General features: G+C 45.6%; 20 protein-coding genes and 1 pseudogene. 9 read left to right on the top strand and 12 right to left on the bottom strand.

The window, feature by feature from the left end; all coding sequences use genetic code 11:
• Positions 1–698 (bottom strand): annotated as a pseudogene (locus B3187_RS00915) (ammonium transporter); the annotation flags it as partial.
• 312 nt (positions 699–1010) lie between these two features.
• Between B3187_RS00915 and prsK the strand changes: the two are divergent.
• The 8 genes from prsK to B3187_RS17480 all read left to right on the top strand — a co-directional run bounded on the left by prsK (position 1011) and on the right by B3187_RS17480 (position 11519).
• Positions 1011–3056 (top strand): XrtA/PEP-CTERM system histidine kinase PrsK, encoded by a 2046-nt coding sequence (gene prsK / locus B3187_RS00910; protein WP_286804235.1) that lies wholly within the window; start codon positions 1011–1013, stop codon positions 3054–3056.
• 81 nt (positions 3057–3137) lie between these two features.
• A complete protein-coding gene (gene prsR / locus B3187_RS00905) occupies positions 3138–4520 on the top strand; it encodes a PEP-CTERM-box response regulator transcription factor (protein WP_286804234.1) in 1383 nt (460 codons plus the stop codon).
• Between the two features lie 70 nt (positions 4521–4590).
• Entirely contained in the window at positions 4591–5631 is a 1041-nt protein-coding gene (locus tag B3187_RS17485) for an acyltransferase family protein (protein ID WP_353743457.1), read from the top strand.
• A gap of 387 nt (positions 5632–6018) precedes the next feature.
• Positions 6019–6855 carry a GNAT family N-acetyltransferase gene (locus B3187_RS00900; RefSeq protein WP_286804233.1) on the top strand — a complete coding sequence of 279 codons (837 nt, stop codon included), beginning with the start codon at positions 6019–6021 and terminating at the stop codon, positions 6853–6855.
• Positions 6852–8399, top strand: a complete 1548-nt coding sequence (locus tag B3187_RS00895; protein ID WP_286804232.1) for an oligosaccharide flippase family protein — start codon at positions 6852–6854, stop codon at positions 8397–8399. The genes B3187_RS00900 and B3187_RS00895 overlap by 4 nt, the downstream gene beginning before the upstream one ends.
• The gene (locus tag B3187_RS00890; protein ID WP_286804231.1) at positions 8392–9339 is read left to right on the top strand and encodes a glycosyltransferase family 2 protein; all 948 of its coding nucleotides are present in this window, start codon (positions 8392–8394) and stop codon (positions 9337–9339) included. The genes B3187_RS00895 and B3187_RS00890 overlap by 8 nt, the downstream gene beginning before the upstream one ends.
• Before the next feature lie 32 nt (positions 9340–9371).
• Positions 9372–10229, top strand: coding sequence for a hypothetical protein (locus B3187_RS00885; protein ID WP_286804230.1), 858 nt, complete (start codon positions 9372–9374; stop codon positions 10227–10229).
• A gap of 192 nt (positions 10230–10421) precedes the next feature.
• Entirely contained in the window at positions 10422–11519 is a 1098-nt protein-coding gene (locus tag B3187_RS17480) for an acyltransferase family protein (protein ID WP_353743458.1), read from the top strand.
• Positions 11520–11752: 233 nt separating this feature from the next.
• Here B3187_RS17480 and B3187_RS00880 read toward each other — a convergent pair whose 3' ends face one another.
• Complete coding sequence (locus B3187_RS00880; protein ID WP_286804229.1) at positions 11753–12622, bottom strand: hypothetical protein; 870 nt, start codon at positions 12620–12622, stop codon at positions 11753–11755.
• A gap of 399 nt (positions 12623–13021) precedes the next feature.
• Here B3187_RS00880 and B3187_RS00875 point away from each other — a divergent pair, with 399 nt between their 5' ends.
• Complete coding sequence (locus B3187_RS00875; protein ID WP_286804228.1) at positions 13022–14275, top strand: O-antigen ligase family protein; 1254 nt, start codon at positions 13022–13024, stop codon at positions 14273–14275.
• 84 nt (positions 14276–14359) lie between these two features.
• On the opposite strand, the gene B3187_RS00870 is transcribed toward B3187_RS00875, so the two are convergent.
• The 10 genes from B3187_RS00870 to B3187_RS00825 all read right to left on the bottom strand — a co-directional run.
• Entirely contained in the window at positions 14360–15094 is a 735-nt protein-coding gene (locus tag B3187_RS00870) for an aspartyl/asparaginyl beta-hydroxylase domain-containing protein (RefSeq protein ID WP_286804227.1), read from the bottom strand.
• Between the two features lie 143 nt (positions 15095–15237).
• Positions 15238–16614: a glycosyltransferase gene (locus B3187_RS00865; RefSeq protein ID WP_286804226.1), complete on the bottom strand. Its 1377-nt coding sequence runs from the start codon at positions 16612–16614 to the stop codon at positions 15238–15240.
• 4 nt (positions 16615–16618) lie between these two features.
• Positions 16619–17518, bottom strand: a complete 900-nt coding sequence (locus B3187_RS00860) for a glycosyltransferase family 2 protein (protein ID WP_286804225.1) — start codon at positions 17516–17518, stop codon at positions 16619–16621.
• 51 nt (positions 17519–17569) lie between these two features.
• The gene (locus B3187_RS00855) at positions 17570–18475 is read right to left on the bottom strand and encodes a glycosyltransferase (RefSeq protein ID WP_286804224.1); all 906 of its coding nucleotides are present in this window, start codon (positions 18473–18475) and stop codon (positions 17570–17572) included.
• A 43-nt stretch (positions 18476–18518) separates the two neighbouring features.
• Positions 18519–19601 carry a glycosyltransferase gene (locus B3187_RS00850; RefSeq protein ID WP_286804223.1) on the bottom strand — a complete coding sequence of 361 codons (1083 nt, stop codon included), beginning with the start codon at positions 19599–19601 and terminating at the stop codon, positions 18519–18521.
• Between the two features lie 47 nt (positions 19602–19648).
• On the bottom strand, positions 19649–20635 hold the full coding sequence (locus tag B3187_RS00845) for a polysaccharide deacetylase family protein (protein ID WP_286804222.1): 987 nt from the start codon (positions 20633–20635) through the stop codon (positions 19649–19651).
• A gap of 40 nt (positions 20636–20675) precedes the next feature.
• Entirely contained in the window at positions 20676–22025 is a 1350-nt protein-coding gene (locus tag B3187_RS00840) for a phenylacetate--CoA ligase family protein (RefSeq protein WP_286804221.1), read from the bottom strand.
• A complete protein-coding gene (locus B3187_RS00835) occupies positions 22009–23148 on the bottom strand; it encodes a glycosyltransferase (protein WP_286804220.1) in 1140 nt (379 codons plus the stop codon). Before B3187_RS00835 ends, B3187_RS00840 begins: the two co-directional genes overlap by 17 nt.
• Positions 23149–23203: 55 nt before the next feature.
• The gene (locus tag B3187_RS00830) at positions 23204–24343 is read right to left on the bottom strand and encodes a glycosyltransferase family 2 protein (protein ID WP_286804219.1); all 1140 of its coding nucleotides are present in this window, start codon (positions 24341–24343) and stop codon (positions 23204–23206) included.
• A gap of 3 nt (positions 24344–24346) precedes the next feature.
• Positions 24347–25412, bottom strand: a 1066-nt coding sequence (locus B3187_RS00825; protein WP_286804218.1) for an archaeosortase/exosortase family protein, incomplete at its 5' end; no start/stop codon positions are given.

Here is a 25412-nt window from a genome sequence, read left to right as displayed (position 1 = left end):
AACCAGCCCATCCACAGGATGAACATACCCAGGGTAGCCAGCGGCAGGTTGGCACCGGGAATGGCGCGCACTTCACCGTTGGGGCCGTACTTGCCTTTACGGGCGCCCAGCAGGATTACACCGGCCAGAGCCGCAGCCGCACCGGCCATGTGGACAATACCGGAACCGGCGAAGTCAGAGAAACCCAGGTCGCCCAGGTTATACATGCCAAAGACGTCGGCACCGTTCCAGGTCCAGGAACCTTCCATCGGGTAGATGAAACCGGTCATGACAACGGCGAAAGCCAGGAAGGCCCACAGCTTCATGCGCTCAGCAACTGCACCCGAGACGATGGACATGGCGGTAGCCACGAACACGACCTGGAAGAAGAAGTCAGAAGCGCCGGAATAGATGGAACCACCGGTGAAGTCACCACGTTCGGAGAACTCACCCAGGGTAGAGGCGACATCCACGTTCTGGATACCGGAGAGGAAAATTCCCCCGTCGTACATAATGGCGTAACCACACACCAGATACATGATGCATGAGATGGCGAACAGAGAGACGTTTTTGGTCAGAATCTCTGTGGTGTTTTTAGCACGGACCAGACCCGCCTCCAGCATCGAGAAGCCCGCGGCCATCCACATGACCAGTGCCCCACATACTAGAAAGTAAAACGTGTCGATCGCATACTGCAAATGAAAAATATTTTCTTCCATTGCACTTTCCCCGTCTTTATGGATTGTGAGTTGAAAAAAACAGCTGATATTGCCGGCCTGACCCCGGACAGTGCATAGAGCAGGCCAACAAGATAAAAAACTTATTATTCAAAGACTTAGGGAATAATTACGATTGGGAGTCGCGCGCCAACCAGCCACTTCGCACCAACATGGCGCATGCACCGCCCCGGTGCGCACCAACTTTGCACCAAACTGGAACTGGCACCGCTTTCCGCTTTAGAATGGCACCTGCTGTGCCAGACAGGCACTGTGATATGCTCAAGGAATAAAGAAGGCAGGAATCTGATTCTGATGGAATACGACAACGTTACCTTTATGGCGTACCTGAGCGCTGCCGTCGTCGCCGCGCTGCTGACGTTGACGTACATCTATCAGTTCTTCAAAGAACAGAAGACAGCCATATTCGCCCCCGCGGCGGCAGTACACACCCTGAACCTGCTGGTCATCGTCGCCGGCATCAATCAACCCTGGCCGGCCACCCACTGGACGTTTTTCTTCGAGTGTCTGCACTACAACATCTGGACGCTCTCGGTCTACCTGACCCTGAAAGCCAGCGCCTCTAACAGCGCCCTGCCCCGAAGCCTCAAAATTCTGTTTCTGATCGGCTGGCCGGTGACCCTGTTCGCCCTGATCGCGTCCGTCACCCAGCTGGAAATGATCTTTTCATTGGAGGCATGGCTGACCCTGTCCCTGGCGGTGATCGGGCTGGTGAGTGTCGAGCAGCTATTCCGCTATGCCGCCGGCAATGACCGGCAGATCAAACTGTTGTGCATGAACCTGGCCGCGCTGTTTCTGTACGACATCTATCTGTTCACCCACGCTCTGATTTTCCAGCAGATTGATCCGCTGCTGTGGCAATCCCGGGCCGCCGTTTCCATTGCCACCTGTCTGTTTATGGCCCTCGGCGGCCTGCTGCTGCTCCAGCGCAACGACCGCCCCGCCAACTTTACGCTTTCACGGCCTATCGCCTTCTACACCACCTCCCTGATTGCCGTGGGTGTACTGATCACCATCCTCGCCCTGGGCGGCTACTACGTACGCCTGTATGGCGGCAACTGGGGTACCGTCATCTACAGCCTGGTGTTAATCGGTGCGGTGTTGCTGATCAGCACCATATTCATCTCCACCACCATCCGGTCCCGGTTGTCGGTGTTGATCAACAAACACCTGTTCCGGCACAAATACGATTACCGCAGTGAATGGTTGCGCCTGATCAACTATCTGGCTCAGCCGGCGGAAACCAGCGAAGCCAATGAACGGGCTTTCTTTGCGGTGGCCTCGGTGACCAAAACCCCGGGCGGCGCCATCTGGATTCGCAAGCAGGGCTTTTATGAACCGGTCTACCAAAGTGGCCTGCCCAGCTACATTGACCTTCAGGAAGAGCCGGTGGACAGCCCTTTCTGTCAGACTTTTTTACAATCCGAGTGGGTTTTCTTTCCCGAAAGTGGCGACAACCTTGCCCTGAGTCAATACAACGAATACCTGCCACCCTGGGTGCACAACATTCCCGATCTGTGGCTGCTGTTCCCCTTTATTGTCGGTGACGAACTCATCGGTTTTATGGCCTTGACCAAGCCTGTGGCGGACGCCTCCCTGACCTGGGAAGACCTGGACCTGCTGAAAACCATGGGACGCCAGCTGGCCAGTTACCTCAAACGGCACCAGCAGGCCGAACAGCTCGCCGAGGGACGCCAGTTTGACACCTATAACAAGCTCGTGGCTTTCATCATTCACGACCTGAACAACCTGATTGCCCAGCAGGCACTGGTGGTACGAAACGCGGAAAAACACAAGGACAAACCCGAGTTCATCGACGACGCCATTCATACCATCAGCAACTCCGTCGATCGGATGAACAACCTACTCAAAAAGCTGCGTACCGACGGTAAAGACCTGGTCACCCGCCTGTCGATTAACGACATTGTAAAAAAAGCCGTCGCCGAATGTTGGCGACAAAAACCCATGCTGACGGCTGAAATCAGCGACGATATAAGGTACATTGAGGCGGACGAAGTGCGCTTGGTCATGACCTTTACCCACTTCATCAAAAACGCCCTTGAAGCGACACCGGACGACGGCCGGGTTCACGTCACCCTCCGGTGCGATGATTACGAAGCGGTGATAGCCATTGAGGATACCGGTAGTGGTATGGACTGGGATTTCATTCACAACCGCCTGTTCAAGCCGTTCGAAACCACCAAGTCCGGCAAGGGTATGGGGATTGGCGTCTACCTGTCCCGCGAGTATATTAATGAATTGAGCGGCACACTGAATGTGATCAGCGCCGTCGGCGAGGGAACCACCGTGACTGTCACCTTACCGGTCACGCAAGAGTAAAACGAACATGGCCGGTTCGGTGCCCACCGCCGGGAGCGGCCCCACGGAGTGAACACACCTCCGCAAAAAGGCTAAGGCATTATGAGTAAGAACAACAAGCACACCCTGCTGATTATCGAGGACGACCGAGGTCTTCAGAGCCAGCTGCGTTGGCATTTCGAGGATTACGAAACGGTATTTGCCGAGAACCGGCAGGATGCCATCGCCGCCCTCCGGTTGCACGAGTCACCCGTGGTCATTCAGGACCTCGGCCTGCCTCCCGACCAGGACGGTGTGGACGAAGGCTTCAAGTGCATTCAGGACATTCTGCGCATGTCCCCCACCACCAAGATTATCGTCATGACCGGGAAAACCGATCACGACAACGCCATCCGCGCAGTGGCGATGGGCGCCTACGACTACTACGAAAAGCCGGTGGACCCGCAGACGCTGGACCTGATCGTCCAGCGCGCCTTCAACATCTTTGAGCTGGAAGAGGAAAACCGCCGCCTCGCCCGCCTTCACCAGACCCCACTGGAAGGCCTGGTCACCAATGACCCCCAGATGCTCAAAATCTGCCGCATGCTGGAAAAGGTTTCCCCCACCAACGTCACCTGCACCCTGCTGGGTGAAAGCGGCACCGGCAAGGAAATCATGGCCCGCTCCATTCATCAGCTGAGCCCCCGGCGCAATAATCGCTTTATCGCCATAAACTGCGCCGCCGTGCCGGAAAACCTGATAGAGAGCGAACTGTTCGGCCACGAAAAAGGCGCCTTCACCGGCGCCGGCAAACAGAGCCTGGGCAAAGTGGAAACCGCCCACGAAGGCACGCTGTTTCTGGACGAGATCGGCGACATGCCCCTCAACCTGCAGTCCAAGCTATTACGCTTCCTGCAGGAGCGCGTGATCGAGCGCGTCGGCGGACGCGAAGAAATTCCGGTGGATGTAAGGGTGATTTGCGCGACCAACAAAAACCTGCAGGAAATGGTGAAAGAGGGCACCTTCCGGGAAGACCTCTACTACCGCATCTGCGAAATGACCGTAGAGATTCCCCCGCTCAGAGCCAGACAAGGCGACAAAGTCCTGTTGGCACGCCACTTTATGCTCAAGTTCGCCAAAGAGCACGACCAGAAAATCAAAGGCTTCACCCCTGACGCCATTCAGTCGATTGAGTGTTACGGCTGGCCCGGAAACATCCGGGAAATGGAAAACAAAATCAAGCGCTCCGTGATCATGGCCGACGGCAAACACATCACCCGCGATGACCTGGGCCTGGTGACCGACGGCGAAGATCTTTCACTGAACCTGCGCCAGGTGCGCCAGGAAGCAGAACGCCACGCCATCCTCCGAGCGGTCGCCATGACCGACAACAATATATCGGCGGCGGCCAAGCTGCTCGGCATTACCCGACCGACGTTTTATGACTTGATCAAGAAGCATGACATTCCGTTGGGGAGTCAGGTTACAACATCACCTACAAATTAGCTAGAACTGTCAAATCACTTGAAGCTCAATACAGTGTGACAGTAGCCCGAAAATAGGCTCAACAACTACCATGGAAAAAATAGGCGGCTGCGCACCCCAGCGAAATGATTGCATTGACCTTCTTCGATTTGTCGGACTGACAATGATCGTTCTAGCTCATTGTGGTCCTCCTTGGTACCTCTTTCAAGCGCGAAACTTCGATGTTCCGCTCATGGTCTTAATCTCTGGGATAACGTACGCTGCTTTTCACCGGAGGGAAGCTTATCTCGAATATATCTGGAAGCGAGTGAAACGTCTAATATTCCCTGTTTGGATATTCTTGACTGCTCTGTTCTCAGCATGCGCTCTACTAGACTTCCCTAGACCACTCCCTGACATGGGCACAATAGCGTCCAGCTATTTCCTGATGTCAGGCATAGGTTACGTATGGATCATTAGGGTTTTTATATTGGTTGCGCTAGTCGCCCCGACTATTATTTTTATTAATACAAAAATTAAGTCAAATTTCGCTTACTTGACTTCTTTATTAACGCTATACGTACTATACGAACTAGCTGTATATCTGACAGGGACTACAGGAACCTCTGCTCTAGATTTCTTCAGAAATGAGATTATTTTTTATATGGTTCCTTACGCTGTCATCTTCGCACTTGGCGTACGAATACAAGCATTATCTGTTTTATCGCTCATCAGCATAGCAATACTATTGTTTATTTATTTCTCAATTCATGCAGGATATTTATATATAAACACTGGGGACTTCATACAAACTCAGACGGACAAATACCCCCCAACAGCCTACTACCTTTCATACGCAGTGGGAGTCTCTACCATGCTCTGGCTGCTGGCTCCAATTTTCACATGGATCGCAGATCGCACCAAGATGAAAGAGTTAGTTTCCTTTATTTCTAGAAACAGTATCTGGTTTTACCTGTGGCATATAATCTTCGTGATGACGGTTTCCCTACCTTTCTATTTAAAGTTTCCGTTGGTTTTCGTTTCATCGGGCCTTATTACGTGGGCTCATGTATCGCTCGTAGAAAACCATCTTATTCACCGAATAAAGAATCCGGCTTTGAAGAGAAATGCTCTAAAGGTACTTACAGGGTAAGAAATAAACTTTATGAACCCCCAATCATCGAAAGCGACATCCCATGAAAAAATCAAAAGCCCCCGACTTACAGTCCTGTGCGTTATGGATTCATGACCTGGAAAGGTGTTATTGCAAACATTTTGACAGAAAAACATTTAGATCTCCCGATAATGTAACTATTAACAAATAATGACAGCTATAGAATGCCAATCCCCCTCTTCGGTATTCCGCACTAATGCTTGGGCACAGGCTTGGCTAGACACTTGGGGAAAGTACATAGCGACGGATCTGATTGATCTAGGCGGACGCAATCACGCTTTGGAAATGCTGTATAGGACTAAGCATCATTTCAAAAGAACTATACCCTCAAGGACACTTTGTCTTGTCGGCATCGGATGTGGACCTTTGAGCACCCCTCGATCAGAGTATAATGATGTATCACACCTAGTACAGATAGCGGGCGGTGTTGGCGCTTTAGCAGCCGAGCTTAATAAGCTCTCATGGGACCAACTCTACCTTCCTGACATCGAGAAGCTATCGGATAGTGAGCGGGAAATCGCAACACTTTCCGAGTCTCAGCAATGGGGGAGATATACTTCGAAATCCGAAAACAGCTATTCCATCGATAACTTGGATTTCGAAAAGTACCTGACATATCTAAGCACTAGTACGAGGTTATCATTTTTCAATAGAAGATCAAGACTGCATGAACAAGGGAGAATAGAACGTTTTAGGTATGCACTGAAGGATATCAACACTTTCTTTTCTCTATTGAACCACTTTCATATTCAACGATGGGGTCGTCCGTGCTACTCATACAACTCGATGAAGTTTCTAGAAAATTTTTCAGAACGGCTCGATAGCCAAGGCGGAGAAACGATTTTCGAGGTTATAAACGTCAATGGAGAACCAGTCTCTACATTATTTGACGTCATATGGGACAAGAGGCGCTACAATTTCCAGACTGGCTATGCTCAAGATTACCTCAGAAAAATATCGTTAGGCTCAATCCATCTTGGGTATGCTATTGAAGAATCCCTAAGAGAAAACTTACGCTACGACTTACTCGCTGGTTCCGGGAAAAAAACAGATTATAAGGCCAGCATTAGTACTAATACAACTCCGTTAAATAGCATTATAGCGACCAGAGGGTACTGGAAATTGATTAGAAGCGCACAGGACTACATCAAGTCCTCAAACTCGTTGGCCTTCCTATCAAAAAAGAAAGGTAGAAAAACGTGACCTCAAAATTTAAGCTGATAGCGAGAAGCTCAAGTTTCCGAGTGTTTCAGACAATAGGAACAATCATCATTGGCTTTCTAATGATGCCCTTCCTGATTAGGACTTTGGGCGAGGACTTATATGGGCTGTGGATTGTAATTGGAAGCGTAGTTGGAACGTATTACCTTCTAGACCTGGGATTCTCGCAAGCTGTAACACGATACGTGACCAAATTTATCCATCAAAATAACCCCGACGGCGCGAATCGCATCATCAACACGGCCTTAGTTATATATTCCGCACTCGGTATAGTTGTATTATTTGCTTCCATGGCTGCTGCACGCTACGGCGCCGAATCTCTTATGGATGGCTCGGAGAATCTTTCGTTAGCTCAAACCATACTAATTTTAACAGGCTTAGCATTTGCACTGGAATTCCCTTCAAAGGCGTTCCCAGGCATCGTCAGCGCTTATATGCGATACGATTTTCTAGCTATAGTAAGATTATGCAAGAGCGTGATAGACGCACTACTAATCTTCTTATTTTTGTCGAACGGATATGGCTTAGTCGCCATGGCATTGATAACATTAGCCACAGGACTGGTCAGTACATCAATCTTTATTTGGTTCACGACTAGCCTTTTTAAGGAGATACGATTTAGCAAATCGCTAATTGACATGTCCACATTTAAAGAAGTTTTCAACTTCAGCAAGTGGGTGTTCTTGTTTGATATAAACACCATGATCAAAGGAAAAATGGACATTTGGTTTATCGCTTTTTTTCATTCAAGCACCGCTGTTACAATTTACTATGTTTCCGTCCGACTTACCGAATACGCATTAACTTTTCTTTCTCAAGCCACAGGAATAACTGGTCCTATATTCACTGAGCATTACGCTAAGGATGAAGTAAAACAACTAAGGCGATCCGTTGTCGCGTTCCTGAAAATTGACATTCTTCTTGGTTCTGTTTTTTTGTCAGGTTTCATACTTCTCGGAGAAGACTTTATTCTCCTGTGGATGGGCGAAAGTTTTGACAGTCGACAAGCCTATATTTGTTTAATTATTCTAGCATTAGGTAGATTTACTGTTTACTTCAGTTCTCCTTTACACAGCTTGCTGATGACTATCAATAAACATAACTTAAGCGCTTGGGTTTCCCTGGGAGAAACGGTGCTAAGTTTGATTTTATGCTGGCTTCTAATTCCGAATTACTCCATTGCAGGTGCCGCTATTGCAATATCTTTTCCTTATCTAATTGGTCGAATAATTATCATTCCCCTCCTTACTGCTCGACAAATGGAGCTACCACTTTTACATTTGGCAATCAGAATTTCAATGTTTACCATACTCACACTTTCGCTACTTTGGGTCTCTGAACAATTCTATTTCTCAACCGCCACCCCCTCATTAGCACTGTTGACAATTTTTGCCCCAATAATTGCAGTTATTCAATTAATTGTTGGTGGAACCCTATTTAACAACGAAGAGCTTCAATGGATCCGCCAAACCCTATCAAATAACATACGCTTTTTCAGAAAATCCGGAATCCCTAAAGATGCCTAAAGCTACCGTTATAATACCTGCTTACAATGCCGAAAATTATATAGAAGAAAGTATTAACTCTATTCTCTCACAAAGCTTTCAGGACTTTGAGATAGTTGTAGTGAACGACGGCTCTACAGACAGAACATCCAACGTCGTCAGATCGATAGATGATTCGAGAATACAGCTAATCGAACAATCTAACAGCGGGGGTCCTTCAAAACCCAGAAATGTCGGTATTGCCGCCAGCAATGGCGAGTATATATTTATGTTTGATTCAGATGACTTGATGCACCGAGAGAAAATTGAACTTTCCATATCGGCTCTTAATTCTGTTCCCTCAGGCGACCTGCTGTTTACGAACTTTAGGTCAATTGACGAAAAGGGCGAAGTTCTTAAAGGAAACTTTCTGAAAGATGGCTATGATAGCTTTTGGAGCCTAATTAACAGTCGATCAAATGTTTCTTTGATTGAAAACGCCGAAATTTTCCCTAGCCTTATTAGGGCTAACTTCATTGGAACATCAAGCGTCGTGATTCGTCGGTCTGCACTTGGGCCCGAAGATCGATTTAATGAACGACTTCGAAATTCTGATGACCGACTATTCTGGATTCACTTCGCGCGTCATCATAATTTCATTTTTCTGAACGAAATACTGCATAGCTATAGAATTCAACCAAACAGCATTAGCAACCAAGGTTTTATTAGACGAGCAGACAGCAAGATTGAGGCGTTAAAAATTGTTTCAACCTACTGCAAAGGTATGCCTACACTAAACCGAATAGCAAGGAGACAGATTGGGAGTGATTACGTATCACTTTCATTCGCCTTACGTGAATCGAGAAAAGAATATGCTTCCTTTAAAATGGCATTAAAAGCCATTCCGTATAACCTAGAGTTGAGAACGTTCAAGAATATCCTAAGTTCAATCAGAGCAATTATAAGGCGATTGCTATTCTAATACCCTTTATAGGATTTAGTGAGATAGAGATTATGGCTAATAGTGACTTCTGCTTTTGTACCCTGGCAATAGGACTCGAGTATAGACTTGCGGCGCTTTTCCTTGCAAACGACATAAAAAACAAGGCCCCAAATACTCCCCTCGTTGTTCTTACAGACGACCACACAACATTCTCTGGTTACAGTAATATTTTGGCTATTCCTTTTAAATCAGACTCAATATTCGGATGTTATCACGACAAACGTTATGTGATTGCACAAGCTCTTCTAAGATTTCAATCATGCTGCTACTTAGACGCAGACTGCAGACTATTTCGGGCACCGCCTATTCAGAGCTTAAGCAAAAGTTTCGACACCATTAGAGCATGGAATGTCATTAGTTTTCTCCCTCGTTTTGAAAAAGAGAAGACGTACGAAGAGGAAAGGGGTGTCCAACGTTTCAATAGTTGCGAAAGACGCTTAACACTTCAAGAACAGGTGGCCAAATCGCTTGGAGTAGACTTAGGGAACACACAATTTTTATCTGAGGTTTGTATGTTTTTCACATTTAGCAAGCGAACATCACAATTCCTATATGACTGGGATCGTATCGCCCGCAAACTACAGCTTAAGGGATATGGCTGGGGAGAGGGTGAGACAATTGGTATCTGTGCTGCAAAACATGAATGGAATGTAACAGAGATGAACTGCTCACATTGGCTGTTCAAGGATAATCTAAGCCCCATCGTATCAGAAGAAGCAAGCGACTTTCATGAGGTTCGAAAAATACTATCTAAACTATCCTCCAAACGAGGAAAACTCCACAAGTTGAGCAATAAAATAGTGGGCATACATCGTTTTTTATCAAAAAGGAATCGTTCACTTATATTCAAGATTAAGGAAAGCGCTTGAGGGGCAATGATTAGCCCCAAAAAGTAACTAGTGCTGACATTAGTCCAGAGAATATTTTTTCAGGCTCGAAATACAATTAATTAGCTAGCTTTATTAGATATTATTTGTGAAGACCTACTTTGGATAATTTAATAGCCCATCAAAACTCAATCTTTTAACGGTGCAATAAAATCAAGGAGTTTGATATTACTTATGACACAAAATTTTTCAATATCGAAGCAAGACAGTATTTTTATCGATCGCCTGAGAGGCGCCTCTATCTTACGGGTGGTTCTAGGACATCTAGGACTAGGATGGCTATTTGTACCGTACACTTCGTATATCGGTATCTTTTTGTCCGTTTTATTTTTTTGCTCCGGATATATTTTCTATCATCTCTACTGCAAGGAGCCTAAAACCTCAACCTTTTTGGTTAATCGTAGCTTAAGCGTTCTGATTCCATTTTACGTACTATACTTAGTTTCCGTATTAATAGCAGCTGCATACCATAGTGACCTCCAACATCTTAATTTCAATCACTTAATGAGAGCACTAGTGTTGGCCCCCAGTCACGAAGAGATGCCATTCCCCCTAGGACAGATATGGTACCTACGTGTTCTTTTGTTCTGCACGCTTGTATGCCCAATCATATTCATAGCGTCCCGGGTTTCAACCTACCTCTTATTACTTGGTGTACTTCCTGGTTTGATTCTAAGCTCTGTGCAAACAATTTATCCTATCCATTCGAATTTCTTCTGGCTGGGACACAATATATTTCAAGAAATAGTCTACGGTGCATACTTCTTTCTCGGTGCCTTTATTTCAACAGCTAATTGGCGTCAGAACAAACTACTCATTTTCGCAATAGCTTGTGCCATTGTGTTAGTTGCTATAATCACGTTCCCACTAACAAATCGCAGCTATGTGCTGGGAGATCACGCCTATGCTCCAGACACCTTTTATTTCTTGCTAGGGATTTTCGGGATCCTCGTAGTTCTATCGCTGGCGCCCTTGTTTGAGTGGTTTTACAACAACTTTAAACCTGTCGACCTGCTATTAAAATACTGTGGAAAACACTCGTATGGTATATATTTAAGTCACTCGTTCTTCATTATTTTCACTGAGATCGCGTTCGGCTGGAAGGGAGTATATTCTCAACCCATGCTAGCATTAGCAAAAATACTGTTCGTAGTCTCCGCATCTATGCTGGCTGCTTACCCTTTGACTTTGGCATCTAAAGCTATTCTTGCAAGACTTAAATCTAACTCTAGGGACTCTAAATTTAGGTTGAATAAACATGTATCTAAATAAGATTACAATTGATGCAGGTTTTGTAATAATTACATAAAATTTACAATTGGCGCTATTGATTCGACGATAACATTCACTATCGGTGACAATAAACGACACAACTTTTAAAAAAATTTACAAGAGAGGTGGGCTACTTTATCTATTATTCCGAGATTTCTTTCACAGCTTTAATGTGGATGCCAACGTAGTTGGTATCCACTTGATTCACGAATAATGCTGAAAGGCTTAAATTTTTAGCTTGCTCGTGGTGGCAGAGGTCTAGCAGGAATATCATCCCAAATTTGAATATCGTCAATTTGCCAGCCATTACACACCCCTGCCCCCTCCGCTTCAATTGATTCAGAAGTATTCTTCCAGAACGAATGCCAAAACTGTATGCTATCTAGTGTAAAACCGTCGAAAATTCTGTGCTTACCATCAGCTTCAAATCTATCCGATTGCATCAATTTATCGTCAATCCACCACATAAGGTACTTGTGGCCCTCTTCATTTTTTCCTATGAAGAAACTTATTTTATGCCACAGCCCGTCAGACCCCCATGACTGATTATTCCGGAGCCAAAGCGATGGCCGACCATACCATTCTTGCCATAAATCATTCCATTTATTGGCCGACAAAGCCCCAACTCCGTCTTTACCTCCATTCATAGTAAAATAGTATGAAGAGGAAGGATCTTCATTCATACGCAAGAAAGCGAATTTTCCGGTAGTTCTTAATGGGTCATCGTTCTCAAAATCTGGCCCCTTCCAAAAACAGGCGTCATGTTTGAACCACCAACTTACGTATATTTTGTCCGTAGTCTCATACCAACCATCCAAGGCTGGAATATCTTTGAAGTTAAGCTTTAGTTGAACAAAGGGCTCGCCTTTCATATTGGTAACAGGATCAATCACTTCAGGATTGAAGTTACCTCTAACACTTTTCTCGCCTTCATGAGGCATATAATCCACTATAGCCTGAGTTAACTCATAACCATGGGTCTCCCACTGAATTTCTGGATTGTCTTCTATCGGAGTTTCGAAACCCTGCCTATACATCAGCTCAGCGCTGTGAGCAACGAATGGCATAAGCAATAGTAATATGAGGGGTGTGCGAGTATTCATATAAAAAATTACCGTTTAGGATTGAACATTTTGATGCGTAGGTCGTCACTCTAACAGCATTAGCTTCAATTCATATATAATCAATAATTACATTAATTCTCAATTTTCTATTTGGCTACTATAGAATCCCTAAAAATGAGGTTTTCCGCGCCACCAGCGCGACTGGTCGACTCGAGGGGCGTGAACTCCGTCTCAATTAAGCGTAAGGCGATTTGCTAAGATTGTGATCAGGTTAACATAAAATTTGTTACTCTAACTTGAGAGCGAAAGTTAAAAGCCCTTTTTACGGAAGAAATATCAACACAATCAATGTATCTGGGTATACGATGTCACAAATAGCCTGCGCTTTTGCCCCAGCCAGAAGGGCTTGTACTCGTTTTTTTAGCATCAGAGCCTAAAATGATTGCATCTGCACTTAATTTACTAAAACACACCCAATTTCCTGTATGGATACTCAGTTTCTATACATTCATTTGGTTTTTGCAGATTGGAAACAGAATTAACATTTTAGGCACTATAAGAATTGAGTTTATCGTAGGTTCGGCGTTAGTGGCATTATCTCTTATAGCTTGGGCAAACCAAAAAAAATGCCAAGATTTTTTCCATCACGGTTTTGTTAGATCTATATACTTTCTTTATATATTTTTCATAGTCTATACCATTTTTTCGTATAATCCCGAGGCCAGTAGCGCTGTATTCGTGGATCGAATACTAAAATTCTCTATGTTCACTCTGTTCATTGGAACATTGGTTAAGAATAAATACGATGTAGCAATTATACTACTAGGCTTTTTTTTAGCTATGGGGAAAATCATTCAAGAGGGCGTCCACGGGATCGTCACAGGCGGAATGATTTGGGAAAACCAGGGTATTCCTCGACTTCACGGCGTTACATTACTATATCGCCATCCAAACAGCCTTTCAGGACTGGCTGTGAGTGCTCTTCCATTCTTCTTATTTTTATATCGCTTTCAAACCAAGGTTCTAAAGTATGTCTTCATTGGATGTATAATAGGCTTACTTGCCATAGTTTTATACACCGGGTCTAGAACTGGTTATGTCGCTACATTAATTTTAGCGACGGCTGTCGTTATGCGCTTAGGGCTGTTCAAGCTCAAGAATATATTGGCCTTAGCAGTGTTAATCCCTGTTATTTTTATGATAATTCCTCAGGATTATAAAAACCGCTTTAACACGATGTTTCAATCCGAAGAAGAAAGAGGAAGCTCCGTAAATAAAAGAATAGAAATTTTAGAAGACGCTTGGGAGATAGCGAAGAAGTACCCTTTGGGAGTAGGTGTTCAAGCCTTTCCGCATATAAGGGAGATTGAGTTTTCGAGAACTCAAGACACTCACAATTTATACCTAGAAATTCTTACTAATTTAGGACCCTTTGGTCTTCTTGCATTTGTAATATTTATTGCAATGCTATTTAAAACTAATCGCCTCTCAAGAGCTATTCACATCAGGAAGAAAAATCATTTCTTGGCAGAAGTTTGTTATATCGTTAACCTTTACGTGTTGTGTAGACTCGCTCTTGGTATGTTTGGGATGGACCTTTATGAAGTCTATTGGTGGTTCGCTGCTGGCTTTACAATAGCTCTCGCAAAGCTTGCTGTTACAGGCTATACCGAAACGCTACCCAAGGCCTAAAGTAAGAATCGAGTCAATAATTAATACTTAACCGACCACAATTAAAGCGATAACCACTACCTTTTTTAAAGGAGAATTCCCTCCCTACTTGGGAAAATATTTATGCCTTAACTGTCGTATGAACGAATCTTTGTATAGGTTCCACGCTATGCCTCGAAGTTTACCGTGAACTTTTATCAAATCCCACTGTATTGGCAAAATGTATTTATACATAGTTGACTCTATTCGCTCTAAAACCGACATGGACGGAAAGATGTCACGTAACCAGTCATTTACCTCTAAATCTAAAACTAGGTGCAAGCGGTCTGTTTCCCCCTCATTACGCACATAGTGTAATTTACTAAAATTCACATAATACAGACGTCCAGGCAACATTTTTATCTTCTCACCACCGACAAAGAACGTGACCCTATCGTTGGTATGAATAGGAATATGTAGACGAACCCGACCGACTGCAATGTTAGCCGCCTCGTGCCTAATGTCCCGGTGCATATTTATCCCGGCTCCGGGCGACAATTTTAATATCCTGACTCTACCTTGGCGGCATTTAAATGCGTCTAGTATCTCTTCAAAGTACGGAAGTTTTTCGACTATCTTTGTACGCTTCATTTTCGTATAGTCATCAGCGCCCCGCTGAGATTCTTCATCCACGGACTCACCATGCAACGACACTAACAAAATGGCTTTCCATTCACGAGATAGCGTTGGATCGTAATGACCCAGCCATTTCTCATCTTTTAGTAAATCATATTCCCGACGCATTCTTTCGACATCTATATGGAAGGGGAGTCGGTCGGTTAGATCTATCCAAGTCTTCATTGTAAAACCCCGTTGTTATTCCTTTATATTCGATATGTCACCCATCTTGATGTTATCTAAATTTTCTCCTGAATCCAGCGTTATTGCTAAACGATTTCTTCCTAAAAACTACCATGGATAAATCAAAAAGTTACTACAGCCTTTTAATTAACAATAATAAGATCTTCCAGAACTTTGTAGTGCCTATCCATTAATCTCTTATTGCGCTCGTCTCGATACTTTAAGTTCGGCGTAGAAACGATAATGGGCTCACCATACCATGAAATACTCTCATTCTCAGATAACGAATCTCCAATTTTCTTCCACGTATTCTGGGTTCCTGAGGTGGAAAATAGCCGATCTTTAACTGAATAGGTAAGTGGACTTTTAAGTAGTTTTTCCACACACCTCCTCAAGTCCTTTCTGTCAGCAGAAAAGATGCAGCCGATCTCCTCAAGCTGTTTGTTGACCCCTCGATTGTCAGACAAGATCACAACCGGTATATTAGATGCCACAGCCTCGTATATACCTCGATTAGCGCCCTCTCTTTCTGAAAGCATCAACGCCACTCGGGATTGAGAGAGAACTTTGAACACGTACTCATGGGGCACGCCTTCGAATATAGAGACTAAAGAATCAGGATAGTATTTATATTGCTCCTTTCGAATAGATCCTGCTGTTCGCCCCTCCCAGCAGTAACCCACTAACGCTATGCGAAGCCCCTTCCCTAATTTGGCAAGCTCTCTAAACAATATTTTATGATTCTTGAGTTTACGCCAGCTAGCAACCATGCAAACATCGAAATTTTTTGTCTCGGACTCGTAGTGATTTCTTAGCATTTCCAAATCTATCCAATCGCCAGCGCCGGCGCGAATTGGAACAATTCTCGAATCTAGTAGCGTTATTAGGTCAAAATCAATCTTGTCCTGAGCCATTACGTATATATTGCTCTGACCTGAGAGTAAAAGCTCCAGCCCCAAGTCGCTATATCCCCAACTACTAGGCTCAACTACTAAAACATATTCACGATATAGCTCGCTTAAATCGAACAGAGCGGCAAACTCTTCGATAGAGTTGTTGTATTGTAGATACAGCACGCCTTTTACGATAGCACCAGTACCATCAGTCTTCGGCGTACTGAGAATCAAGAGATTTCCTTCTCGGTCGTTGTCATCTTCGTTTAAATAGCGAATTCGAACGGCATTTTCAATTCCAAATTTTCTGTACATTTGCCTTATCTTACGCGCCCTGTTTGTTCTCAGAAAGGAATCAAGAATAGGGTTAGATATATCATCACGAGATACTTCCAGAAACCTTGTTCTAACATCGACTAGGAATCTATAAAGAAGGGGCAATGAACCGTTTAAGATAGCACTCTCGTAAAGCTTCTCAAACTTTCCAAGTGATCGACAAAAAGAGTAAGTCCGTCCGATTTTATAACTTACATATGCGTTGGCTAGCAAACATAAACCAATGATAAATCGAAAAACTGGATTTTTCGACAATGCGAGCTTTATGAAATATTTACTATCGCTATTCATTTGATTAAAATCGTTTTAGTAATGCACGGGCAACTCTTTTGTGAGTTGCCAGCCGGAAAGGCGACCAAGCAATAGACTTTGCGATAAGCACGAAAAGCTTCAACGGGTAGCCCTCATAAAGTGAAACATGATATGCATAATTTGCGTATATATCAGATGTAGCTCCGACATATATATTTTTGGGAGCATAACCTGGATGATTTTGCCGGAATTCTTTCAGTATCTCGAGCGCACCTAAATACCTCCCGTCATAGTTCCTCGACATCTGGCCTTGCCACTGTCGGTAATAGTATAATTTCTCTGGAACACCTGATATCTTCCATCTAGTCGAAATTCTTAGCCACAGATCCCAATCAATCCCCATTCTATATCTCTCGTTGAATCCACCTATCTCGCTCAGGCAAGAGCTTCTAACCAAAACTGTGCCGAATGGAATAAAATTACTATAAAGTAATTTCTCTAGCAGATTACCTTCATAAATAGGTACTTCTTCGCTAGAGGCTACCGAACTGCCTTTTTCATCAATTAGAAATGTATCAGAATAGACTACTGCTAGTGACTCATCCGATTTAATTTTCGACAGCTGCTTTTCAAGTTTCTCTTCATGCCAAAGATCGTCCGCGTCGCAGAAACCTATATAAGCTCCCTGCGCTTCTTCTATCCCACGGTTCTTGGCTATTGTTTGCCCTGCATTGTTCTGAGTAATTAGTCTAACTCTACTATCGACTAAGTACTTTTCAATCTTTTCTGCAGTTCTGTCGGTTGATCCATCATTAACAACTATCAGTTCCAAATCGGCGTAAGACTGCTTCAGTACGCTCCCTATCGCCGCACCGACATAATCTTCGGCGTTATAAGCAGCCATAACCACGCTAACCAAATTTTGATTCGCTTTATCTGTCATGATTTTCAACTCGAAATGTATCGTTAACTACTGAACACTTATTCTCTATCACTAAACGTTAAGCTCGATTTTTAATTCACGGACTAAATTACATGTGCTTTCCTGCCGTTGCTTTTTTAACTGCGCAACACCTTCAGCGAGCTGATCCAGGTCCGAGATAGCGTGCAGCACCGATCGACGAACAGATACTGAGTCATTTTCAGTATATATCGCACCTTGGTTGAAGACCTCTCGGTTTATTTTAGTATCCGAAATTACCATGGGCTTTTCAGCGGAAACCGCTTCATAGGCACCACAGACCAAGCAGTTATCTCTGGTAGTTAGATCAACAACGAGGTCCACAGAATTCAAGTATGAATCATATGTTTCCCTGTCTACAAACCCCAAAAGAACGACGTTATTGGGAATCTTTTTCACCTCATCTTCTTTGATGGCTTTTCTATAGTTTCCCGTAATATAAATCGTTGCATCCAAACCTTCGGCGGCTTCCATAACTTCTCGGTAGGGCTCATCTAAGGCCCACGTACAAATGAATAGAAGAGAAGGACTTTCAATATTCAAGATTTCGCCCTTACTTTCAATATTGGGCAATGGATCAGGCATAACAAACGCTTTTCCGCCCTTGTCATGAACCTCAGATGCCAATGCAGCATTGGTAACAATCGTCAGGTCGGCGGAGCCAGCGATCCAATCGGCAACTAGGTTTAGCGCGCGCGAACGCCTCTCCAGCGGGTGCAAACCTGAATTATGACAATCGACAACCGCCTTGAACCCGAAAAAGGGCCTAACCAAGATAGCTATAAACGATAGAACGATAGAAGGATTCTGCACGAAAAGTACTTCAGGCTTATTCTCGCGTAACGCTCCCAGAGTTCGGAGTGAAAGCTCTACATATCGGAACATTCGAGTTCTCTCAGAAATAAATTCATACAGCGGAACGCCTAGCTCTTGGGCCATGCTTTGATTCCTTATCTGTTTTTCCCAAGTAATCCATATAGCTCTAGCTTCTATTCTCAAAATTTATCATCGCTCCTTTGTATAGCTCGTCATATCTCTTCGCCATTACGCGCGAAGTATACTGTTTGAGAAACTCGCTGCGATATAAGCGCATTTGTTCAGCGTGTACATCGACGCTCGCAGACCAAACTTTGCAGATAGAGCCTGAAAGGCTTTGCTTATCTAAGGCACACAGCCCCCCTATTTGATCTACAGATCCTAGCAGAGCCCTATTCCCAGGGATATCGGTTGCGACTATTAGCTTTCTCGAGCGCATCGCCTCCAACAAACTGATAGGCATACCTTCGGTTGTCGAACAGTTAACATAAACATCAATACGCTCCAAAAACCCTAGGACATCGCTGGTGTACGGAAGAATGCGGACGCAGGAACTCAACCCTAACTTTTTAATGAGCACATTTAGTTCACTACGCTGTGGCCCTTCACCATGAATCACTAACTTTGCCTTGGGGAACCTCTTGAGTACATCTGGCATTGCACGAAGTAGCAGCGAAAAATTCTTCTCTTTGGAGAGCCGACCAAGCGCACCAATTGTCAGGGTATCGTTTCCTGCATTTTGGCTTAGAGGCTCATTGGGTACACTTTCTTCCAAATTGATATCTTCAATTCCGTTAGGAACCACATGGACGTTGTGTCTGTTTCCGATAATTCTGATCGTGGCTGTCATAGCTTCACTAACCAAAGCTACCGCATCAATTCTTGCTAGCATCAGTTTGTCCACGAACTGATACAACGTCATTTTGCTTATCAAAGGATGTTTCGTATAACCGTGTAACGTAGAAATCAATGCGAAATTTCGACATCGCTTCGGCAACGCACCTAGAAGAATATTTCCTTTATACCCATGAGAATGCACCACATCGCACCCAAGGTTATTGAGAAATCCTAACATTTCCTTTACGTTTGTAGGTGTGGGAATTGCTGACATTCTCCATCGCTTTACGTCTACATCCGCCAAATGTAGAGCGTGCTCAATCTTCTTTTCCACCTCGCCAATAGTACCGATACTGAACACAAGCACTGAATGACCTAAAACGATCTGTTCTTTTGTCAGCTGTGTCAGCATAGACTCCGCGCCATAGAATCCGCCGCTATCGATGACATGAACGATTCTCAACGATTCATCTCCTTTGGCATGTCCACTCTGCTAATGCCATTGATCATTCGCTGGAAGAGATTAAAACTAGTTGGAGCCGGGTATCTACCCAGCGTCATGAGTCTATCGGAGTTAACACCACATGGATAAGCCATGAGGCCGTACTGATAACCTAGGATTTTTGCGCTTTCAATTACTTGCTCACTAATATCTTGTGGAGCACCATTTGGGTAACAGATGCCCTCCGGAAAAAAACCTAACTCTTTCTCAATTTTCTTGCCAGATCCATAAAGCTCTTTTTCGAGATCGGCTTTGCTCAGAGCGCTAAGTATAGGGTGAGTTATACTATGACTTCCCACGTCCAGCCCCTCGGCTACCATTTCTCTTATTTGAGACCAACTGCACCCAAAGTAGGGTTCGACCGGATAGTCAGGTAGTGGGACATTAAGCTTTTCAGACAGCTTCTCAAGAAATCGTTGCCGCTGTTCTACTCCTAACGAAAGCGCGTAGTCAGCCAATCGGCTCCAAGCGGAATCCGGGAATGCTAGTTCTACCTTTTTGTTGGATCCATCATCTATACGGCAATTATCTTCTTTTGTGTTCTCAACCATATACCGCAGCGCGTCAGGCCAGAGCCAGCAGGTTTGATCGATAAAACCTGTAGTTATGTATAGCGTTGCACTTAACTTATAGCGCTTCAACATCGGCCATGCCAGTTTGTAAAAATCCGCATGACCATCATCAAAGGTTATCGCGACTGCATTGTTATGTATCGTACCGGAGCGGAGTTCATCAACCATTTGCTTCATGCTAATAACATCGAAGTTTTTAGCAATATAACCAATTTGCGCCTCAAATAGTTCTTGGTCAATTCCCAACTTGTTATGTCCATCGGATATTCGATGAAACATCAGTATCTTTGGCTTTTTTCTATTAACAAAATGAGCCAAAGATATTAATCCACTGAAATTCATTATTCTATGTATGCAGTCTTTGTAAGACATGGCTTTATTCCAATGCGATAGTCATATACAGGGTCTTAACTCAATCAACTTTACATATTGAAAATCTGTACTTCCCCGAAACTTCCTGAGGTATTGTATCCACATCTTCAATCTTTAGCTTGACCGACCCGTCAAACACTTCCCTGAACTCATTGATCAGTTGTATGTCTGTTTGCTCTGAGAAATCTTTGCCCCTCACTCGCCTAATAATTATTTCATTCAGCTCTTCCTGGAGCAGCTGCATTTGCTCAACACCCGGAACCTTGGTTAAAGTTCTTTCCACTAAGGAGACTCCAGCAACCTGTCCTCCATCGGGCTTCTTCAGAAAGTCGGCGACACGGCCTTCCAGGCGATCCAGAAGCGGCAGAGTTCTTCCGCACTCGCATTGATCGGCGCTCAGTACGCCTACATCTTCGACTCTGTAACGAATTAATGGCATGGCGTAATTGTTCAGGTCGGTTATGACCAACTTTCCGGCCTCCCCTGGCTGCACCGGCTGGTCATTGGCGTCGAGGCATTCGAGTACGATGTGTGGGGAGTTGATATGCATACCCTTGTGCTTTTCACACTCCACAGCGATCAAGCCAACTTCTTCGCATCCGTAACGATTGGTGACCTTGGCCGAGAAAGCTTGTTCTATAACGCCTCTTTCGTGGTCGAGCAACATCATGGAGGTGGCAACCACCCCTTTGGGACGAAGGTCGACAATTTCATTTTCAACCAGAAACTTGGCGAAAATGTAGACTGAGTGGGCATGGCCGAAGATGACTTCGGGCTGAAATGACTTCCACTGCTTGACAAAAGCTCCCATGGACTGAGGATTGAGGTCCATCGTATCCAGGTAGATGGTTCGCTCCAGTAAATAAGAGCGTAGCTTTTGCTTCAATGTTTTAGCCACCGGTGGGTTCCCCCAGACGGCGGCTACCCGAGTGCCCGGCTCCCAACCGGCCAAGTTGTCTGCATACATCTGTGCGGCGTTACGCCATTGTTGACAGCGTTCATCAAAATACAGATTCAAAGAGACACCGGTCGATCCGCCTGTCTTCGCTCGGTTAAGTGTTTTGACATCGTATTCTTCGCTAATAAAGCGGTCGGTGTTGTTGCGAATGTCTGCCTTGGTGGTAATTGGTAGATGCCGTAGCTCGTTCGGCTCGACATTCTCTGTCAGATCTATTTTTGACTGTTCGATAAGGGGCCGATACCAGGGACTGGTCTTGTGAGCGTGACGCAGTAGCGCCGTGAGCCTGTCCGACTGAAGTTGCTTGAGCTTTTCTCCGGTGAGGTACTGGGCTTCTTTCAGACTGTTTAGCTCTTTCAAACGGCGCCCGCCCTCTTTGGTTTCCCAAAGACGGTAAGCTAAGCTACCTATGGCCTTATCCAGCGATTGCATTAGCGCTATCCTTTTTCTCGGGCTTATTAGAAGAGTAGAAAGCCTCGTGATGGCGGACCATGGCAGTAATCGAGAACTCATCGGTCATCTTACGCATCCCGGCCTCTCCCATTGCCCTCTGAAGTTTTTTGTCTGAGGCTAGATGACTGATTGCTGCCACAATTTCATCTACTTGACCTTTCTCTACCAGTGCTCCGGTTACTCCACCCTCGACCAGCTCTGGGTTTCCCCCCACGTTGGTCGCCACCACGGGGAGACCAACCTGCATATACTCCATAAGGGTGTTCGAAAGGCCTTCAGATTCTGATACCAGCAGCCCAATATCAGCTTGTTTTAATAATCGGCGTGGCTCTTGCACCTGCCCCAGCCAATGTATAGTGGACTCCAGCTCTGTCTCGGCAATGTAGGCTTTGATCTCTTCCACGTATTGCTTATCCTGGGCCTTGCCCACAAGGGCCAACTCTACACTGTGCCCCTTTTCCAGCAAACGTCTGACGGCTTTTACGGCGTCCAAGTTGCGCTTTACGGGCTTGATATTTGCAACCAATATCAGTTTGATTGAGTCAGTTGACTGGTAAATGGCCTCTCCCGTGCCTTCGACTTCAACGTCAAAAGGTTCAATGCCATTATAGGCGACAAAGCTCGCTTTAGTACTGAGGTGCTCTTTCTCTCTTACGAGCTCCGCGACTGCCTTAGAGTTGGATATCACGCCATCGGTTCTGTGGCGCAGCAGGCGGTATAACGCTGCCGGCTTGCCTTTATAAATCAAGCCCATATCTCGTCGTGAAGTAAAGACTTTTAATCTGTCGCTTTTAAGATACAAAGGTCCCAGCAAGCAACTGTCCGGAAAGTAGGCATGAACCAGATCTACGGATTCGCTCTTTAGCCTACTTTTTAGCGCAAGTAATTTCTTGGCGGCGGATACACTTACTATACTGCTTACCTCTAAGCACTCCACAGGACAAGGGAAGTCGAAGTTCCCTCTGGTGAACCCAGTATGACGTAGGAGCACGAGCTTCACCTGATGGCCGCTGGCAACCAAGCCCTCAACCAGCTTGTAAATTTGCCGCTCGCTACCGGCGGCGATGCTGTGGAGAGAGTCCACCAGAAAAACGATTTTCACTCAGGGTCCTTTCGGTAATTGAGATATTCGACTGACGTAAGGATGTACATGCGTATCACCCACCACGCGGCTTCCACATTACAATTTTCTCGCCTTTGACAAACTTGAAAAATGCCATCATGGAAGCTAGATTAATCAGGCTGAAGTAATGCACCAAACCCAGCAAACGGCTATCCGTTTTTCCGTCAGCCTGTGCATAGCCGGCGGCCACGTAAAAGACCAACTGACCCAAAGCTGCCAAAGCGAAGAACCAATGATAGTCGGCAAGCACCAGACTGGCTAGCAGCGCGCTTACCAGGGGTATGAACGCAAGGTAACGCAACAGCTTATGGGAGATGATTTGTAACGAGAACAGCCCGTAGTTCATAGGGTTGAACAGGTGCTTCATGTCCCACATGGCCCAGTAGGCCCGAAGCGACACCCGGACGCGCATCCGAAACTCTGAACCAGAGTCGGTCAGGGACTCCTCCTGCAGGAGTGCATCTTCACAGTAGACGACGCGCTTACCCTGGCTGACGACCTTCAAGGGTTGGACGAAGTCCGGGAGCTGGTCGGGACTCATTTCCTGGTAGAGTTCTTTACGGATGGCGTCTATGCCGCCATCTACACCTACCACTGAAGAAACCTGGGTTTCCAGTGCCCGAAGGTTGTTTTCATACCGCATGTACGCGCTGCAGCCATCACCAACCAGATTGCCTTCTTCGTTGACGTAAACCATTTTGCCGGTGACGTAGCCCACCTCTGGATCACTGAAGCAATTCACCAGTGCGCTTATGGCATTTTGTTCGTAGTGGCTGTTGGCATCAGAGAAGATAATTATATCCCCTTTAGCCTGAGCTACCGCTTTGTTTAGCCCTGCGGTTTTACCTTGCCGGGGGGTTTGGCGAATCAGGCTGATTCTAGCGTCTTCTTCGGCCAGCCGGGTAACTATCTCGTCGGTGCCATCTTCGGACTCATCCGAGATAACAATGATATCAAGTCTGTCCTCAGGATAGGCCTGCGCCAGTTTATTGCGAATAGTGCTCTCAATAACCTCCGCTTCGTTGAATGCAGGAATTAGCACCGTTACCAGGGGAGCCGGCATCGGCTCATCACCGTACGCCAAGGGCCGCTTGGGTAACAGCCTTAACAAAAGCGGGTAGCCCAGGTAGATGTAGCCTATCAGAATGGCACTGAACCAGAATAAAGCTTGCATCGTTTAATCGCTATCCTTTAATTGCAAGCCTTCAGCGGTCTGCCTTAGCTTGGTTAACGCCGTTGCGCAGTCTGGATCGAGACAGTTGGCTTGTAAAGTTACAATCTGAAAGTGGTTTTGGCCCTGCAGAACGGCGGGAATCTGCCAGAGCTTAGCCTGGGGGATAGACGTAGTAATATAGCCCCCTACGTCAAACCACTGCAATTGGGCGACCTGCCTGCTTCTGGACTTGTGACGCAGTATGCTCAATATCGCTTTTTGGCCAGAAAGTCGCTCCTCCCGTTGCTGCACCTGGATCCAATTGTCACTATCGAATAGCCTGACCATGGGCGGTACCAGCTTTTCAGCGGTACTCTCCCGCTGATACTGGTCGACTTGAATATAGATACCGTCGTCGGCAAGTAGCGCTGTCTCTGACCAACCTCCCGAGGGCACCTGGAGTGGTGCGGGCATGTCTTTCGGCATTTGGATGATGCCCAGGTTTTCCAGGGGCGAACGCCAGGGTTTGGCACCGGGCTCGAGTTGTACGGCCATACTGGCCATCGGCCCCAAAGCAATCGCCACAACGGGCAGCAGGGTTCGAACCCACAACCCTTTTGCGCTGGTAAACTCGCTGATATTTTGTGGCCGTTGACGTTTTACCACCGGCGCAAAATAGATGGCTGGCAGGCATATAACCGCGAACAATACCCAGCCGAAGTATTCATGATCAGCCATCAAAGGACTTTGCATCTCCGTTTCGTATCCGATAACAATCAGGATAAAAATACGGATCCAGTTGGTTACCAACCCGAGAATCGCCGCGACCGCAAGTACTGCAAACAACTGCTTCTCAGAGTATCTGTTCAGATATCCGATCAGGTAGCCCATAGTCAGTGCTATGACAAAATAGCGAACTCCCGAGCAACCGTCGGCTATCAGTATGTGGCCAAAGGGTATAAATATGCTGTTGCCTTTTATGAGAGCGGGCATACCTGCCATGCGTACCATTTCACCCACCACAAAGCTGCTCATGGCCAGTAGTGGTTCATTAAGATAGTCCCAGACTGGTATGGCAAATAGGGGAAAC

It is taken from the genome of Marinimicrobium sp. UBA4209, assembly GCF_002381585.1.
Lineage (GTDB): Bacteria > Pseudomonadota > Gammaproteobacteria > Pseudomonadales > Cellvibrionaceae > Marinimicrobium > Marinimicrobium koreense.
This window is presented reverse-complemented; position numbering and strand designations above follow the sequence as displayed.